The sequence below is a fragment of the Ruegeria sp. BG9 genome (genome assembly GCF_056538305.1).
Map to the genome: position 1 here is coordinate 12,154 of NZ_JBQFSY010000006.1, position 15,851 is coordinate 28,004.

At 61.4% G+C, this 15,851-nt stretch carries 15 protein-coding genes; 4 read left to right on the forward strand and 11 right to left on the reverse strand.

Annotated features, from left to right (window positions below; genetic code table 11):
- Positions 1–11 precede the first annotated feature (11 nt).
- Both phnL and phnN read left to right on the forward strand, forming a co-directional pair.
- Complete coding sequence (phnL, locus tag ACR0I8_RS11305) at positions 12–695, forward strand: phosphonate C-P lyase system protein PhnL (RefSeq protein ID WP_480703179.1); 684 nt, start codon at positions 12–14, stop codon at positions 693–695.
- Positions 692–1,240 carry a phosphonate metabolism protein/1,5-bisphosphokinase (PRPP-forming) PhnN gene (gene phnN / locus ACR0I8_RS11310; RefSeq protein ID WP_170690979.1) on the forward strand — a complete coding sequence of 183 codons (549 nt, stop codon included), beginning with the start codon at positions 692–694 and terminating at the stop codon, positions 1,238–1,240. The genes phnL and phnN overlap by 4 nt, the downstream gene beginning before the upstream one ends.
- On the opposite strand, the gene ACR0I8_RS11315 is transcribed toward phnN, so the two are convergent.
- Positions 1,222–1,905, reverse strand: coding sequence for a DUF1045 domain-containing protein (locus tag ACR0I8_RS11315; RefSeq protein WP_170690981.1), 684 nt, complete (start codon positions 1,903–1,905; stop codon positions 1,222–1,224). The genes phnN and ACR0I8_RS11315 overlap by 19 nt on opposite strands.
- A gap of 53 nt (positions 1,906–1,958) precedes the next feature.
- On the opposite strand from ACR0I8_RS11315, the gene ACR0I8_RS11320 reads away from it, so the two are divergent.
- Complete coding sequence (locus tag ACR0I8_RS11320) at positions 1,959–3,101, forward strand: alpha-D-ribose 1-methylphosphonate 5-triphosphate diphosphatase (RefSeq protein ID WP_170690983.1); 1,143 nt, start codon at positions 1,959–1,961, stop codon at positions 3,099–3,101.
- Here ACR0I8_RS11320 and ACR0I8_RS11325 read toward each other — a convergent pair whose 3' ends face one another.
- The 7 genes from ACR0I8_RS11325 to ACR0I8_RS11355 are packed head-to-tail and all read right to left on the reverse strand — an operon-like array spanning position 3,102 to position 9,596.
- The gene (locus ACR0I8_RS11325; protein WP_170377542.1) at positions 3,102–3,578 is read right to left on the reverse strand and encodes a class I SAM-dependent methyltransferase; all 477 of its coding nucleotides are present in this window, start codon (positions 3,576–3,578) and stop codon (positions 3,102–3,104) included.
- Positions 3,575–4,345: a polysaccharide deacetylase family protein gene (locus ACR0I8_RS11330; protein WP_170690985.1), complete on the reverse strand. Its 771-nt coding sequence runs from the start codon at positions 4,343–4,345 to the stop codon at positions 3,575–3,577. The genes ACR0I8_RS11325 and ACR0I8_RS11330 overlap by 4 nt, the downstream gene beginning before the upstream one ends.
- Positions 4,342–5,484, reverse strand: coding sequence for a glycosyltransferase (locus tag ACR0I8_RS11335; protein WP_170690987.1), 1,143 nt, complete (start codon positions 5,482–5,484; stop codon positions 4,342–4,344). Before ACR0I8_RS11335 ends, ACR0I8_RS11330 begins: the two co-directional genes overlap by 4 nt.
- On the reverse strand, positions 5,481–6,065 hold the full coding sequence (locus ACR0I8_RS11340; protein ID WP_170690989.1) for a histidine phosphatase family protein: 585 nt from the start codon (positions 6,063–6,065) through the stop codon (positions 5,481–5,483). The genes ACR0I8_RS11335 and ACR0I8_RS11340 overlap by 4 nt, the downstream gene beginning before the upstream one ends.
- Entirely contained in the window at positions 6,062–7,138 is a 1,077-nt protein-coding gene (locus tag ACR0I8_RS11345) for a glycosyltransferase family 4 protein (RefSeq protein ID WP_170690990.1), read from the reverse strand. Before ACR0I8_RS11345 ends, ACR0I8_RS11340 begins: the two co-directional genes overlap by 4 nt.
- Entirely contained in the window at positions 7,138–8,385 is a 1,248-nt protein-coding gene (locus tag ACR0I8_RS11350) for a glycosyltransferase (RefSeq protein WP_170690992.1), read from the reverse strand. The genes ACR0I8_RS11345 and ACR0I8_RS11350 overlap by 1 nt, the downstream gene beginning before the upstream one ends.
- The gene (locus ACR0I8_RS11355; protein ID WP_170377555.1) at positions 8,382–9,596 is read right to left on the reverse strand and encodes a glycosyltransferase; all 1,215 of its coding nucleotides are present in this window, start codon (positions 9,594–9,596) and stop codon (positions 8,382–8,384) included. Before ACR0I8_RS11355 ends, ACR0I8_RS11350 begins: the two co-directional genes overlap by 4 nt.
- Positions 9,597–9,868: 272 nt before the next feature.
- Here ACR0I8_RS11355 and ACR0I8_RS11360 point away from each other — a divergent pair, with 272 nt between their 5' ends.
- Complete coding sequence (locus tag ACR0I8_RS11360; RefSeq protein WP_170691310.1) at positions 9,869–12,226, forward strand: mechanosensitive ion channel family protein; 2,358 nt, start codon at positions 9,869–9,871, stop codon at positions 12,224–12,226.
- A gap of 92 nt (positions 12,227–12,318) precedes the next feature.
- Here ACR0I8_RS11360 and ACR0I8_RS11365 read toward each other — a convergent pair whose 3' ends face one another.
- The 3 genes from ACR0I8_RS11365 to ACR0I8_RS11375 are packed head-to-tail and all read right to left on the reverse strand — an operon-like array spanning position 12,319 to position 15,838.
- Positions 12,319–13,662 (reverse strand): CoA transferase, encoded by a 1,344-nt coding sequence (locus ACR0I8_RS11365; protein WP_170690994.1) that lies wholly within the window; start codon positions 13,660–13,662, stop codon positions 12,319–12,321.
- Positions 13,659–14,813, reverse strand: coding sequence for an ABC transporter permease (locus ACR0I8_RS11370; protein ID WP_170690996.1), 1,155 nt, complete (start codon positions 14,811–14,813; stop codon positions 13,659–13,661). Before ACR0I8_RS11370 ends, ACR0I8_RS11365 begins: the two co-directional genes overlap by 4 nt.
- Positions 14,810–15,838 (reverse strand): ABC transporter permease, encoded by a 1,029-nt coding sequence (locus tag ACR0I8_RS11375; RefSeq protein WP_170377562.1) that lies wholly within the window; start codon positions 15,836–15,838, stop codon positions 14,810–14,812. Before ACR0I8_RS11375 ends, ACR0I8_RS11370 begins: the two co-directional genes overlap by 4 nt.
- Between the last annotated feature and the right edge of the window lie 13 nt (positions 15,839–15,851).

Consider the following 15,851-nt stretch of genomic DNA (forward strand, 5'->3'; position numbering starts at 1 on the left):
AAGATGAAGCGATGATTGAGCTTACAGACGTCAGCAAGAGCTTTACCCTGCACAATCAGGGCAGTGCGGTCATTCCGGTGATGGAGGGTGCTTCGCTGAAGGTGGCTCCCGGTGAATGCGTTGCCCTGACCGGGGCCTCGGGCGCGGGCAAATCCACCTTGATGCGGGTGATTTACGGAAACTACCTAGCGGCCTCCGGCACGGTGCTGGTCGGCGGGGTGGACGTGGCCAAAGCCCAACCGCGTGAGATTCTGGCGCTGCGGCGTGAGACGCTGGGCTATGTCAGTCAGTTCCTGCGGGTTGTCCCTCGGGTCCCGACGCTTGAGGTCGTGGCCGAGCCTCTATTGGCGTTGAGCTGTGACCGGCAAGTCGCTTTGGACAAGGCGGCGGGGTTGCTGGCGCAGTTGAACATTCCCGAACGGCTTTGGTCGCTCAGCCCGACCACGTTTTCCGGTGGCGAGCAGCAGCGTGTGAACATCGCACGCGGATTTGCGTATGACTACCCGGCGATGCTGTTGGACGAACCGACGGCCAGCCTGGACGCGCAGAACCGTGAAACGGTTCTGTCGCTGATCGAAGAGGCCAAGGTCCGCGGGGCCGCAGTTGTTGGGATTTTCCACGACGTCGAGGCGCGTGAGCGTGTGTGCGACCGTTCGGTGAATGTCTCGGAATTCACGCCCGGACAGGCGGCATGAGCCTTGCACCCGTCATAGCGGTTGTTGGCCCGTCAGGCGTGGGCAAGGACAGCGTCATGGCTGCGTTGGAGGCCCGCGCGTCGGGAATCCAGCGCCTGCGTCGGGTGATCACACGGCCCGAGGGGGAAGAGGGCGAGGATTTCGACCGGGTCTCGGTCGAAGTCTTTGAGCAGATGGTGCTGGATGGTGCCTTCTCGATGCACTGGCAGGCGCATGGGCTGCACTACGGTGTGCCGGTGCAGATCGCGGAGCAGCGCACGCAATGTCAGGCTGTTCTGGTCAATTTTTCTCGTGCGGTTCTGCTGCAAGCGCAGGAGGTGTTTAGGGACCTCATCGTGATTTCGCTGACCGCCGATGCAAAGGTTCTGGAACAACGCCTTGCAGCGCGCGGGCGCGAGACCACCGAAGAACAAGCCAAGCGCCTTGGACGCGCCAAAGCGCCGCTGCCCGAAGGGTTGTGCCGGGTGATCGAGATCGACAACTCGGGCGCACTAGACGATACCGTCAACGCGATCCTTGAGCGACTTCAGCCGGAAAGGGCGTAGCGATGGATCAGGTGAAAACGTCCATCCTCGGCCTCACCCATCAGGGCCAGATCGTCGATCCGGAAGGGCGCGGGCAGTTTTGGGGCCAGATGCGTAACCAAAGCCGCTTCAACCTCTGCCAGTACGGGTTTGGCCAGTTTTCCGCTCAGCGTGATGTGGAAGCGGAAGGCCTCCAACACGTAAGGGTAGCCCCATTGCACCAGATTGACGTCCTGTTCCGGGGTCAGGTTTGCCGCCCGACGGAGGGCCAGTTCGGCCTCGGACGCAGGCGCGCGGAACGCATCAAGCTCTTGCACACAGGCCGCGGCGAGGGCGTTCAGGGCATGGGTCTCTCTGATCGGACGCAAGGCCAGAAACCGGCCCAGTCGCGCGATTTCAAGCCCGTCCAGCGAGACCGGCGAATGGCGCGCGGCCAGCGTGGCACAGGCGTCGTAAAGCGCCCCAACTGTCTGCCCATCCCGCAGCCGGAACGGAGGTTTCATCGTCGCGTGCAACCCGTATTTGCGGGGCACTTCGGTGACGGATGCAACGTCGATGCCATCCACGGCGGGATGCGCCACCGATGCTCCGGTCTCCATGTCCCAGCCCAGCCAGCTGGTTGCAAATTGCGTCCACTCTGCATCGGCAGGGGGGGCATAGTAGATCGCGTATCGCGTGAATGTCACATTGGCCTCCTATTGCGTGGCCCGTTCAATAGCTCAAACTGTGTGAAGTTCAGATGACAGAAGAAATGATCCTTGCCAATGCCACGCTCGTGTTGCCGGACGAAACCGTTACGGGGCGTGTTCGAGTCGTAGGCGACTGCATTGCGGATATCGACACAGGCGCTTCGGTTCCTGCGGGTGCGGTTGATTGTGAAGGCGACTATATCAGCCCGGGTCTGGTCGAGCTGCACACGGACAACCTTGAGCGTCACATTCAGCCACGCCCCAAGGTCGACTGGCCCCACGCCGCCGCGATCCTCGCCCATGATGCCGAGCTGGCAAGCACCGGGATTACTACCGTGTTTGACGCGATGCGGATCGGGTCCATCCCCTCGGGCTCGGCCCGGTATCTGAAATACGCGCGCGGGCTGTCGCAGGAGCTCTGGGATCTGCGTGAACAGGATGCGCTGAAGATCAGCCACTTCCTACATCTCAGAGCCGAGGTGTGTTCTGAAACACTGGTCGAGGAGTTGGACGAGTTTGGCCCCGAGGACCGCGTTGGTCTTGTCTCGATCATGGATCACACGCCGGGTCAGAGGCAGTTTCGCGATCTCTCGAAGCTTGAGGCCTATATGAAAGGCAAATACGCCATGGACGATGATACGTTCATGCAACACGTGGCCCATCTGAAAGGGCTGCGCGACCGTAATGGTGAAAAGCATGAGGTTGAGACTGTTAAGGCTGCCAACCGCTTTGGCGCGGTTTTGGCAAGCCACGATGATACGACGGAAGAGCAGGTACAGGTGTCCGCAGGTCACGGCATTCGTCTGGCCGAGTTCCCGACTACGGTCGAAGCTGCTCGAGCCTGCCACACGCACGAGATCAAAGTCATGATGGGGGCACCGAACATCATCCGGGGCGGGTCGCATTCGGGCAATGTCGCGGCGCAGGAATTGGCCGAGCTGGGCCATCTGGACATTATCTCGTCTGACTACGTGCCCTCGGCGCTGTTGCTGTCGGCCGTGCGGCTGGGACAGATGTGGGACGACATGGCGCGTGGGCTGCGGACCGTGACCCAGACCCCGGCAAAGGCCGTGGGGCTAGACGACCGAGGCGTGTTGCGCACTGGTGCCCGTGCTGACCTGATCCGATTCCGCATGCGGGCAGGTGTTCCCGCCCTGAATGCGGTCTGGTCGCGGGGGCGGCGCGTCGCCTGATCAGGCCATGTAGAACAGGTAGCGGTCCGGAGCGATGGTTTCGGGCCCCTCGATCTGATCGAACCCGACCAGCGGCTGGCCCGAGATCAGCAACCCTCCGGGCTGCATCACCTGCGCGATCAGAGGGCTGAGCCGCGCCGCCTCGGCCACGTCATCCGCCTTGATCCCTCGGCCGAAATCATAGTGCGCCATCGCCATCTTGTGGCCTGCGCTGGCAAGCTTTTGCAGCATCGGTTCGGCCTCACCCTGCAGGAAATCCTGTTCCGGCGGAGTGCTGTCGGGATGGCATTGCAGAACGCGATCCATCACCCAGATGCGGCGCTCGGGCAGGATTTCACGCAGGTGGTCATAGGTGCGCCCATTGCCGAGCCCCATGTCCAGCACATCGCCTTTCTGATCAGCGATCTTCGCAGCGGCCCAGTTCAGCCCGTCGCGTTGCGCGGTCAGGCGGCGCAGCATGGAATCCAGTCGGCTCATTCGGGGTCTCCGTTTCCGTGTCTGGGGGCGGTCCAGAGGGTCGCCGGCCCGTCCAGCAGGTGTTTCAGAAAAGCTTCGGTGAAGGCCCAGATGTCTTGATCATGGACCAGATGATGGGTCAATACGCCAAGCGGTTCGCTGTTGTCGGCGCGCCCCTCCCGGCGATCCCGCAGCAACGCGGTGGTTTTCTGGATCAACGCGTCAGGCGACGCCAAACTCCGGCTGCCGCGCCAGTCGATTGGGTCGATATGGGTGTTCACCTGCTCCAACCCCGGCGCGGGCTGTGACGATGTCCGAGGGGTCGCAGTCGAGAGGATTTCATACCCGAGATCGGGCAGACGCGCGGCAATCTCCGGCGCGATACGGTTCCACGGGGGGACGAACATGGGACGCAAACTATCCGGAAATAGGGATTGCAGGCGCGTCATACCGGCCTCGGCGTCCTGCAAGATCGTCTCCATGGGACGGTGCAGCGGGAATTCGGATTTCTTTTCCTCTGGCGGGGCGTGGTTTTCATGCGCCCAGCCGTGGACAACCGGTATCAGGTTCGGCCGCTGCGCCATGTAAGAGGCCAGTTCGCTTGTCGCATCACGCGGGATGATCGCCAGGTGAACCGAAATCCCAAGCCGTTCAGACAAGGCGGAGAGTTGGTCCAACTGAGGCGTCGGAGCAATCGCATCGTCGTCCCGCCACCACAGCGGAAAAGACAGCCCTTGGTCGCGCCAAATGGCCAGTTCTTCGTCCAATATGTGCCAATCTACCATCATCTGCGCGCGTCCCAGAGCCTCTGAGCGATCTCAACGCTGCGCTGCGCTCCGTCGAAGCCAAAGCCCTGCGTCGAACGGGGTACGTCTGAAATGACCCTCTGCAGCGCCTCGGAAAGACGGGTCGCGTCAAGGTCTTTGCCGGGAAGAACCTCCATCGCCGAAAGCGCAGAGAGGCTTTGCCCGCGCAGGCTTTGTTCCACTTCATTCCCGTCATCAAACGGCACCATCACCGCCGGAGTCCCCGATTGCAGCAGGTCCATCGCGGTGTTGTAGCCGCACATGCTCACCGATGCCGCCGCATGAGGGAGCATTTGCCGAAAATCCGGGCGCACGGGTTCGATGACAACAGGCGCGCCTTCCGCCAATTGGGACAGTTCAGAAATGCGCGCCTTGGCATCACGCCCGCCCACCAACAGGCGCCAGCGCCTGTTGGGCATCTTTCGGGCGGCTTCGATGGCCGCGCGAAAGATCGGCTGCCCTACCGATCCACCGCCCGCGCTGACCAGAATCTCTCCCTCACCAACACCGTCCGGATGGGGCTGCGGCGCAACCGGCGCGACAAAGCCGGTATAGCGCAAATACCCGGCCAGCCGGTCTGAGACGGGCCAGCTGACAGTCAGCGGTGTGATACGCTCATCCGCGTGAACCAGAACACCGTCATAAAACGCGTCAATAATCTCATCGGCTCGTTCGGCCTTGGAGGGTTTGGACGGCGGCGCCAGAATATCGCGGATTGAGCTGAGGATGACGGGGCTGTGTGGCAGTGCCCGCGCGGCGGTCAGTGCAGCCTCGAATTCATCCGCCAATACGCGGCGGCCAAAGGGGAAAAGCTCGGTGATCAACACGTCCGGCTGGAACGCGCGGACGGCCTCAACCAACGCCACGGTCCGCGCGTTGCGATAGTTTTCATCAGCCTCTTCGCCGTCCTCACCCAACAGCCGGGTAAAGTTGGTCCCGTCCGAGCGCAGCGGCGGCAGGCCAAACAGCGTCAGGCCAGAGCTATCGAGTTGCGGCGCAGGCATGCCACCAGACACCACCATCACTTCATGGCCTGCACCCGAAAAGGCACGTCCCAGCGTCAAGGCTCGGCTCAGGTGCCCGGTTCCCAACAGGTGGGTGACGACAAGCATCACTTTCATGTCGTTGCCTCGCGCTTGATAAGGCGGGTCGGTTCTGCTTCGGGCGTCATCGTCTCCATGTCGATGACATAGAGCCTGTTGCGCTTGATTTTGAAAGGGGCGGGGCCTTCAAAATCCCATCCCCAGGCGCGCGCCAGAATGACCCGCATGATGCCGATGTGACATACGGCCAGGGCGTCTTGCCGGAGTTCCGCCAGCCAAGGCGCGAGGCGCTCTGCAACCTCAGCCGGGCTTTCGCCATTTGGCGGGCGGTAGTCCCAACCCCAGTCTTCGATATGCCGGTAGCCGCTGGACGGGTCTGCATTCAGGTCTACACCGCGCAGCCCCTCCCAATCGCCCCAATTCATCTCGATCAGCGCATCGCTGGTCATGGGGACGCGGCCCGAAACGATCTGCGCTGTCTCAAACGCGCGCTGCAACGGGCTGGCCCAGATCTGAGCATGCTCCCAAGACGCGGGCAGGGCGTATCCGGACAGTTCAGCACGCGCCTCAGGGTCGAGCGCAATGTCGCTGCGCCCCTGAATCTGTCCGGCGCGGTTCCACGGCGTATGACCGTGTCGCAGCAAGGCCAGTCTGGTCATGCGGAAACCTCCAGCAGGCGGCGGATTGTCTGCCAGAACCGGCGCGTCGCGCTCGGCATCAGGTGGCGGGCGGCGACGTACTTGCGAGCCTCGCCTCCTAAGCGTTGCCGCTCTTCGCCATTCTGCAACAGGGTCTGTATGCGCTGGGCCAAGCCTTGCGCCCCTTGATCGACAGTTGGATAACTAGAAGGCGCCAGCACGTCACGCACGCCGGGGCGGTCTTGCGCGACCACAGGCAAGCCTGCGGCCTGCGCCTCAAGATAGATCATGCCGTAGGCTTCGTTGACGCCGGGCCAGACCAGAAACCCCGAGCTCTGATAGAGGTGGCCCAGGCTCTCTTGGTCCAGTTGGCCCAGTAACGTGACCTTTTCGCCGAACGGGGCCATGAGTGCTTCAACTGCGCCTCGAGCCGGTCCGTCGCCTGCGATCTGCAACTGCCAATCGCCAGTGAGATATGTCAGAGCTTCTGCCAGCAGCTGATATGAGGCCAGCTTGTCCCCGTGCCGCATCATGCCGACGGCCAGCATCGGTCCTTCGGCCGCGGCCTGAGGGTGCAAATCAGTGATCGGCAGAAATGGTGGCAACTCGACCAGAGCCTGAGTGCCAAAACGGTCGCGCTCCAACGTGATCAGGTCAATTGCGGTATGGTAGAAAATCACCTTGGCCGCATCGCAGGCCTCATGGGCGGATTGCGCGAAACCGGCCCAAGGCCCCTTCAGGCGGCTGCTGGCCCGTGTGCTTTCCATTTGAACATAGGGGATCCGTCGTGCCGCGCAGACCTGCGGGCCAATCAGGTCCGGGGCTTTGTAGTAGTTGTGGTAGGTCACCCAAAGCTGAGTGTCTTGCGGCAACTCTGCGATCAGGCGTTGCGTTTCTGCCTCGGCCGCCGCGCGCAAGGCGTGTTGTTTGGCGGTATCTCCGTGCTTGTCATAGATCCGCAACTCGGAGACAAGGTCGACGTGATCCCCCTCAGCGGCAAGGGCGGTGATCAGGTTCCGCGCCATCTCGCGGTCGCCCGAAGGGGTCGGGCTATGTGGGGACTTCATGGGGGCGTAAAACGCCACGCGAGTCATCAGACCGTTTCCACGCACAAAGCGTTCAGCCGATCCGAAAGCCGCGCGATACCCGGGTCCATCCGAAACTCGGCCAGCAAACGGTCATAGGCGGCCCGGGCCATTTCGGCGGTGGCGGTGGGATCGCTCGCCAGTGCTAGCATCGCGTTGGCCAGCGCCTTTGGGTCGTCATCCGTCAAGATGCCGTGTGTGCCTGAGGTGATGAACTCAGGAATCGCGGACACCGGCGTCGATAGGATCGGCAGGAGTTGCGAGGCGGCCTCCATCAACACATTCGGCAACCCGTCCCGATCGCCATCCTCGGCAATGCGGCTGGGGAGGACGAAGAGATCGGCAGCGCGCATGGCCTCGATCACTTCAGGCTGATCGCAGGCGCCTTTCCAACTGATCCGGTCGGCAATGCCGGCTGCCGTGACGCGGTCGCGCAGTACGTCCCCCAAAGCGCCGCCGCCGATATGGGTCCAATGCCAGTCCAGCGTCTCGGGCAGCAAGGCCAAGGCATTAATCAGCCGATCGAAGCCCTTTTTCTCGACCAGGCGCCCGACCGAGATCATGTGAAACGGCCCGTCTGCTGTTCGTAGTTTCCGGTCGGGCGGGCTTGGGAAACGTGCTAGGTCCAACCCGTGGTAAATCAGGTCAACGCGTGCGGGGTCATCCGCCAGCTCCCGCAAATGGGCGGCCCCTATAGCGGTGCAGGTGGCGCCAAAGGCGGCCCCATGGGTCGCCGCTTGCAGCTTTTCGCGCTTTTCCCACTCGGGCGAAGTCCAGATATCCTTGGCGTGGGCCGAAAAGCTCCACGGTACACCGCGCATGATGGCGGCATAGCGCGCCACCGATGAGGGCGTGTGCATGAAATGGGCATAGAGCGCCTGCGTCGCTTCCGGTAGCTCAGCCGCCAAAACGCAGGCCTGTCCGAAGCGGCGAATGCGGTTGTGGGTCGGGTCGCGGCGTAGGTCTTGCCGCCACACGCGGTAGGCCTCGGCATAGCCGGGCAGGCGTTGGGCGATGGCCCGTGCGGCCCAGACGCGCTGTGGTTCCTGATAGAGGTATTCGGGCAGATAGTGCACCTGCCCCTTGAACCTGTCATGCAGGGGATGGCGCTTGGTGTCGGTCGGATGGCGCAGCGACCAGATGTCAAACTGATGCCCGGCCTCCTGCAAGGCGACCAGTTCCTGAGCGATAAACGTCTCGGACAGGCGCGGCCATCCTTTGACCAGCACCGCGAGTTTCGGGTATTGGGATGTCATCCGGTCGCTCGTTCCTGTTCCCGGTGCAGCAGCGCATCGATGCGGCCTGTTACATAGTCCAGCCCGTCCAGCAAGCCGTCGCTGATCGCCTGCGAGGGTAGTGGCTGGCGCGGTAGCTCGCGGATGGCGCGGATCATCGCGTCGGTCGTCAAGCCGTCGCGCTGTTCGTCCAGCATCCGGACAAGGCCAAGATTTTCAGCGCGCGAGGCGCGTATCCATTGTTCCAATCGAGGCGTGGTGCGCGGTACGATGACGGCGCGTTTGTCGAAGGACAGCACCTCGCAGAACGTGTTGTAGCCGCCCATGCAGACAACGCCCGCCGCCCCGGCAAAAAGCGTTTCGATCTGGGATTCGAACCCGACAGCCGTCACGCGCCCGTTCAGCGCGGCCACGCGGGTTTCGAATTCATCGCGCGACTCACCTGACAGGAAGGGCCCATAGACCAGCACCGCGCGGGGCGACAGGGTCGGGTCCTGTTCGTAGGCCGAGAGGACCAGGTTGACCATCGCCTTGCCGTCGCCGCCGCCGCCGGGCGTGATCAGGATATAGGGCTGTTCCGGGGGCTCTCCGACCGGGCCGAGGTCGCGGCGCAGATAGCCGGTCCAGTGTAGGCGTGATCGGGCCGCTGCGCTGAGGGGCAGACCCTCGGTCGGGTCGTAGATCGAATGCAATCCATAGACCCAGATTTCGTGATAGAACCGCTCGGTCGCAGCGATCGCGTCCTTGCGATCCCATTCGGCGGCCAGAACCTCAGGCTCGTCCAGAACATCGCGCAGGCCCAGAACCAGCTTTGTGTCGCAGGATTGTTCAAGGAATTCCAGCGTTGGCAGCAGCTCGCCGCGAAAGCCCGTGGGTTCCTTGTCGACGATCAGGACGTCGGGGTCGAATTGCTGAACGGCTGTCTTGATCAGGCTCGAGCGCAGCTCGGTCACCTCATCAATGCCCATGCCAATCGTGCGGGCCGCGTAAGATCCGTCCGAGCGTTTGGTTACCCCCGGCAGGCGCACATGGTCGACGCGGCGGGGAAAGGTGAAACGCCCGGCCACAGGCGATCCAGTCAGGATCAGGGCGGATGCGCTTGGGTCGGCTTCTGTCATCGCCGCAGCCAACGCGCGCGAACGGCGCAAGTGGCCCAACCCAAAGGTATCGTGGCTGTAAAATAGCAGGCGCGGCGCGCGGTCCGGATTGTCTTGTTTTTTGCCTAGGCTCATAGGGTCGCCCGTCTTATTGGTCTGGGTACTACATCCGCGCGTATGCAAGCGTTACCGTATATCCTTATGCTGCGCTTGCCAAAGGGGAAATCGCCCGCCTGCAAATGTGCCAAACATGGCGATTTGGCAACAGGATATTGAGGATATGGGTTCAATTTGCACCAGTCGTCGCCGTTTCGTTCAAAGCGCGAAAACAGGCGGCGGGAGGATTTGAACAGGTCCAACAGGTTCTGTACGGTGTGCGCCAGTGAAGAAATTGGATGCAAGACCCTATGAAACCGAACTTTCTGGCCGCGACGCTTTTGGCATTTTGGGCTCTGTTGTTGGCGTTTCCAGCCAGTGTGGCGGCGCAGACCTCGCTGATACCGGGCTATAGTTCAGGCTCCGCGACAGAAGAGACTGCAACCAACGACAGTGATCTCGCCGACGCGATCCGCACCGCCACCGAGGCTGGTGCCAGTGTGATCGTAATAGACAGTTCTGGCAATCTGGTCTCAGCCTCAGGCGAGCAGCCCGAAGCGGAATCGGCTGAGGCTGACCCCATGGCTGAGGCTTCGCAACTGATGCGCACGCAGGCGCGATTCACCAAGTTCCGTGAATCGGTCCAGTCACGCCTTGAGGCACTGCCCTATTCGGTGTTCGAAGTGGAGTATATCCTGCGTCAGACCAGCCCAGATGGCCGTATCCAGACCTATGTCGAGGTTCTGGGCTGGAACATCCTCTTCCTGCTGTTGGGGCGGTGGCTCTCAACCGAGATCTATGGAAAACGGATCGCCAAGCGCTGGGTCGTGGCGCGGATCAAGGAGAACCCGCAGGGCTATCGCGAGAAGATGCCGTTTCTCGTGTACCGCTTCGTGATGGGGATCGGCGGCACGATCTTTGCCATGTTGATGGCATTGATCGTGGGCTATCTGTTCTTTGGCGAGGCCGAAGATATCTCGATCCAGTTTACCGTGACCGCGATCTTCACGGCCTTTTTCCTGTCGCGCACGATCTCGGACCTGTGGCGAATGGTGCTGTCACCTTACCTGAGCCAGTATCGCTTGCCGCCCTTTTCCGACCGCCACGCCAAACGGCTGTATATCTGGGCATCGGCGGTGGCGACCTATGATGTATCGGTCGTTCTGTTTTCGACCTGGGTGGCGGATTTTGGTCTGAACTACAACGTCTACGCCTTGGTCTACGGGTGCTTGACCCTGTTCGGGGCCTTCTTGAATATTCTGATGATCCTGTTCAATGCCGGTGCCATTTCAAATGCGATCCGGGGCGGGCGGGCACCGTCTCAAGTTTCGTGGATTCTGCGCTTCATCTCATTTGCTTGGGCTCCGGTGCTGATCCTGTACATCGTGTTCAGCTGGTCGAAGCTGGCCGTGGATCTGGTGCTTGAGAATGAAAACTCGGTGCCAATTGTTGCCAGCAGCTACGCGATCTTCATGTCGGTTGTCGTAGCCTATGGCGCGATGAACTATCTGCTGGAGCGGTATTTCGATCGCAACCGCAAGATCGAACAGATCAACGCCGAGGCAGAGATCGAGGCAGAGGCACCCTCGCCCGAGGCAGTACAACGCAAACACGCCATTCTGACCTATGAGGATCTGGCCCGCCGGGTAGCTGGCATTCTGGCCTTTGTCGTTGGTAGCTACGCGCTGGTGGTGATCTGGAACCCAGATGCCAGCTGGAGCGAGGATCTGCCGATCGGGCGCGCGTTGGACGTGATGGTGATCCTGTTCATCGGTTACATCCTGTTCAACTTCTTCCGCATCTGGATCGACAGCAAAATCGCCGAGGAATCTGATGATGGCTCCGAGGCCGAGTTGGGCGATGAAGGCGGCGAAGGCGGTCAGAGCCGCTTGGCCACCTTGCTGCCTTTGTTCCGCGGGGCGATCTTGGCGGTCGTTGTCGTGACGATTGTGCTGATCGTACTGATGGAGCTGGGCATCAACGTCAGCCCTCTGTTCGCAGGTGCCGGTGTGGTTGGTCTGGCTGTCGGGTTCGGGTCGCAGACCTTGGTGCGCGACATCTTCTCGGGCGCCTTCTTCCTGTTGGATGATGCGTTCCGCAAAGGGGAATACATCGACATTGGGGATGTGAAGGGAACGGTCGAGAAAATCTCGGTCCGCTCGTTCCAACTGCGCCACCATCTGGGGGCGCTGAACACTATTCCCTTTGGGGAGATCAAGGTTCTGACCAACTATTCGCGTGACTGGGTGATCATGAAGCTGCCTCTGCGCGTGACCTATGACACGGATGTCGAGAAGGTGCGGAAACTGATCAAGAAACTGGGTCAGGAGTTGCTGAGCGATCCGGTGATCGGAGACAACTTCATCCAGCCCTTGAAGTCTCAGGGCGTGATCGAGATGCAGGATTCGGCGATGATCATCCGGGTCAAATTCATGACCAAGCCGGGCGATCAGTGGTTGGTGCGCAAGAAGGTGTATCAAGATATTCGAGAGCTGTTCGCCCGCGAAGGCATCAAGTTTGCCCATCGTGAAGTGACCGTTCGTCTTGCCGATGGCAAAGAGGCCGAAGATCTGACCCCGAAACAGCGCGAGGCAGTGACTGGCGCGGTACAAGCGGCGATTGATGAGGACTATCTGGACGATATCGGACCGGGCGGTGACGACCGCTAAGACGGTTCTCCCGCCCCTTTGGGCTGCGTCTCTGACGAGACGCCTTCCAAAGCGTTGGGCCGGGCCGCGCGTGCCGCGCGGCGGTTGGAGCGTCAGGGCCAGGTTGGCTCGGATGTGCCCAGTTGTGGGGCGGGAAGGTCCCACCTCATCAACGTCTGACCAATGGTCAGTGCGGGTTTTAGCCGGTGGCCAGGGCCCCATCCGGACTGTTCGGATTCTTCGCCATAGTCGGATTGGTTGGCCGTGATCGCGTCTTGCCCTGTATCGGTTTTGCCAAGAATGGCCAGCAACTCGGCGGTGCGCGCCAAAGATAGATGGGCGTGCATGATTGAATTTCCCGAGGCTGCCTCGGCCAGTGCAGAAAGAACTGCGGCTGCCATAAGGTATCCGGTCGCATGGTCCAGAGCCTGAAGTGGCAGCGGGGTGGGTTTGTCGGCGTTGGCCCATTCCATCCCCGCATGGGCAATACCCGCGCTCATCTGAACCAGACTGTCGAAACCTCGGCGTGTGGCCCAAGGGCCTTGCCAGCCATAGGCGTCCAGAGTGACCTCGACCCGGTTGGGGGCCAGTTCGTCACGCTTTGCTTTGCTAAGCCCCAGGGCGTCAAGCGCGCCGGGGCGGTACCCGTGAATAAATACATCTGCCTTTGACAGCAGGTCTTGCAGGTGATGCAGGCTCTCGGTCGACTTCAGGTCCAGATAGGCGCAGCGTTTGCCCAGCGAGATGTCGGGAATAACGCCCGGCTCATCCCAGCCCGGAGGGTCGATGCGCAGCACATCCGCGCCGAATCCGGCCAGTGTGCGGGTTGAGACGGGACCCGCCAGAACGCGGGTCAGGTCTAGGACGCGTAGGCCGGCAAGCGGGCGTTCGGCTGTTGCAGCCGGACGATCTCGTAGAGTGATCCGACGTGGATTCTGCCAACTGATCAAAGGATCACGGCTGACGGCACGGCCTTGGGGATGGTCCAACCATTCGGCGCGGCTGCGCATGGCGGCTGCGACGCCGCCCTCGGCCACAACAGCGCTTTCCAGGTCAACAATAGCCCAGCTGCGCAGGGCCTGTGAGACCGCGTCGCGGTCGGCTTGTGTGCCCAGAACTTTCAGGGCGGCAGCGCGGTGGTGGGGCAGGTTGGTGTGCAACCTGATCCAGCCGTCAGACGCGCGGTAGTCGCCTGCGATCGCGTCCCACAGGCTGGGCATCTCCCAGCCATCGGGCTTGAAGGAATAGCGATACCAGAGCGAAGCGAGGCGGTGATCCACCGTAACCTCTGGTGCAGTCGGTGACAGGTTTGCGGCGGCCATGTATCGGGCCAACTTCTGACCGACCGCTGCGAAGCTGGCGGTTGCCAGTTCGGAGACCGCAAAGGCGCTGGGCAAGGTTCCGTCGCCGGTGGTGCGATAGCTGTCGGCCGCCGGAAGAGAGGACAGCAGGCTCATTGCTGATAGGGGTCCAGACTGTCGCGCAACCCATCGCCGAGGAAGTTGAAGGCCAGAACGACGACGATGATCGGCAGCATGGGAATGGCCGTCCACGGGTATATCTCGATCGAGGCGAGGTTCTGCGCGTCGTTCAGCATCACACCCCAACTCACCGCAGGCGCACGCAGGCCAAGGCCGAGGAAGGACAGTGCGGTTTCACCCAGGATCATCGCCGGGATCGACAGGGTGGCCGACGCGATCAAGTGGGACATGAAGTTCGGCAACAGGTGCTTTCGGATCACTCGGCCTGAGCTTGCGCCCATCATCTCAGCCGCGCGGACGTATTCTTCCTCTCTCAGGGATAGGAATTTGGCGCGGACGGATCGGGCGAGGCCGGGCCAGTCGAGGATACCGAGGATGATCGAGATGATGAAGAAGACCGCGACGGGGCTCCAGTTCGAGGGTACGGCGGCGGACAAGGCAAGCCAGAGCGGCAGTTCGGGTAGGGATCGCAGGACTTCGATCACGCGGTTAATTGTCCAGTCGATGCGCCCTCCGAAATACCCGGCCATTGAACCGAACAGGATACCCAAGAAGAACGAAACTGAAATGCCGATCAGACCCACGGTCAGCGATAGCTGCGCGCCATAGAGGATGCGGCTGAAGATATCGCGGCCCAGCCGGTCCGAGCCCCACAGGAACAGCGTGGCGCCGTCAGGGGCACAGAACAGATGCGTTTCAGAGGGGATGAACCCGGCCAAACGATACTCGGACCCTTCACAGAAGAACTTGATCGGACGAGGATCCTCGGTGTCTGGAATGAACTTCCACTGGAAGGTCTCAAGATCCGCTTCAGCTGTGATGGGGTAGACATAGGGCCCGATGAATTCGCCCTCGTAGAACCAGTTGATCGACTGGGGTGGGGCGTAGAGGTGTTCTCCGTTCCGGTCATTGGGGCCGTAGGGGGCGATGAAGCCTGCAAAGGGCAGCATCAGGTAACACAGCAGCAGAAAGACGCCCGAGATCAGGCCCAGCTTGTGCGTGCGGAACTTTCGCCACACTAGCACCCAATTTGGAGCGTCCAGATCTGCGCGCTCGAGTTGCTGGACCGAGGCCTGCGGGTCGAACGGCGCGTCATCAACATAGCGGTCATCGGGTCGTTGGGTCATGCGTCTCGCCCCTCATACCGAATGCGCGGATCGAGCATGACCAGCAGGATGTCCGAGATCATGGTGCCGATCAGGGTCAGCAGGGCCACGAACATCAGGATGAATGCCGATAGGAACTGGTCCTGCGTTTTCAGTGCCGTCAGCAGGGTTGGCCCGATCGTCTGCAGGCCCAACACGACCGACACCAGAACCGAACCGGACACCATCGAGGGCAGCAGGTTCCCGATGTCGGCGACGAACGGGTTGAAGGCCACTCGCAACGGATACTTGGTAAGCATCCGCGATGGGGCCATGCCCTTGGCAACGGCTGTCTCAACATAGGGTTTGCCCAGCTCGTCCAGCATGTTCGCGCGCAGACGCTGCATCATGGCCGACGCGCCCGAAGTGCCGATGACAAAGGTCGGCACGATCAGGTGGACAAGGATGGATTTCAGCTTGTCCCAGCTCATCGGTTCGCCTTCGAATTTGGGGTCCATCAGGCCGCCGATGGGCAGGTTGAAATACTGATGCCCGTAGTAGAACAGGATCAGCGCCAGCAAAAAGTTCGGCGTGGCCAGACCCAGATAGCCGACAAACGCCGAGGTATAGTCGATCCACGTCCGCGACCGCGCAGCGGCGATCACGCCCAAGGGCAGGGCGACGGCGTAAACGAACAGGATCGCGGCCAGATTGACCACAACGGTGAGCCAAAGCGTATCACCCACGATATCCGAGACGGGACGATCGAACTCAAACGACCAGCCGTAATTGCCTTGCAGCAGACCTTCGAAGCCGTGGGGGCCGGGCCAGAAGCCCATCCAGATCAGGTATTGCTCCCACATGGGACGATCCAAGGCGTATTCTGCCCGCAGAAACTCGGCCTTGGCGACACCGGCGGATTGGCCTGAGGCCTGAAGCTCGGCGATCTGATTGCTCAGATAGTCGCCGGGTGGCAGGTTGATGATGACGAATATCAGAACCGAGACGACCAACAGTGTCAGCAGCATCGTGAAGAAGCGATAGACCGCATAGCGCAGCATGATCATTTAGCTGCTCCTG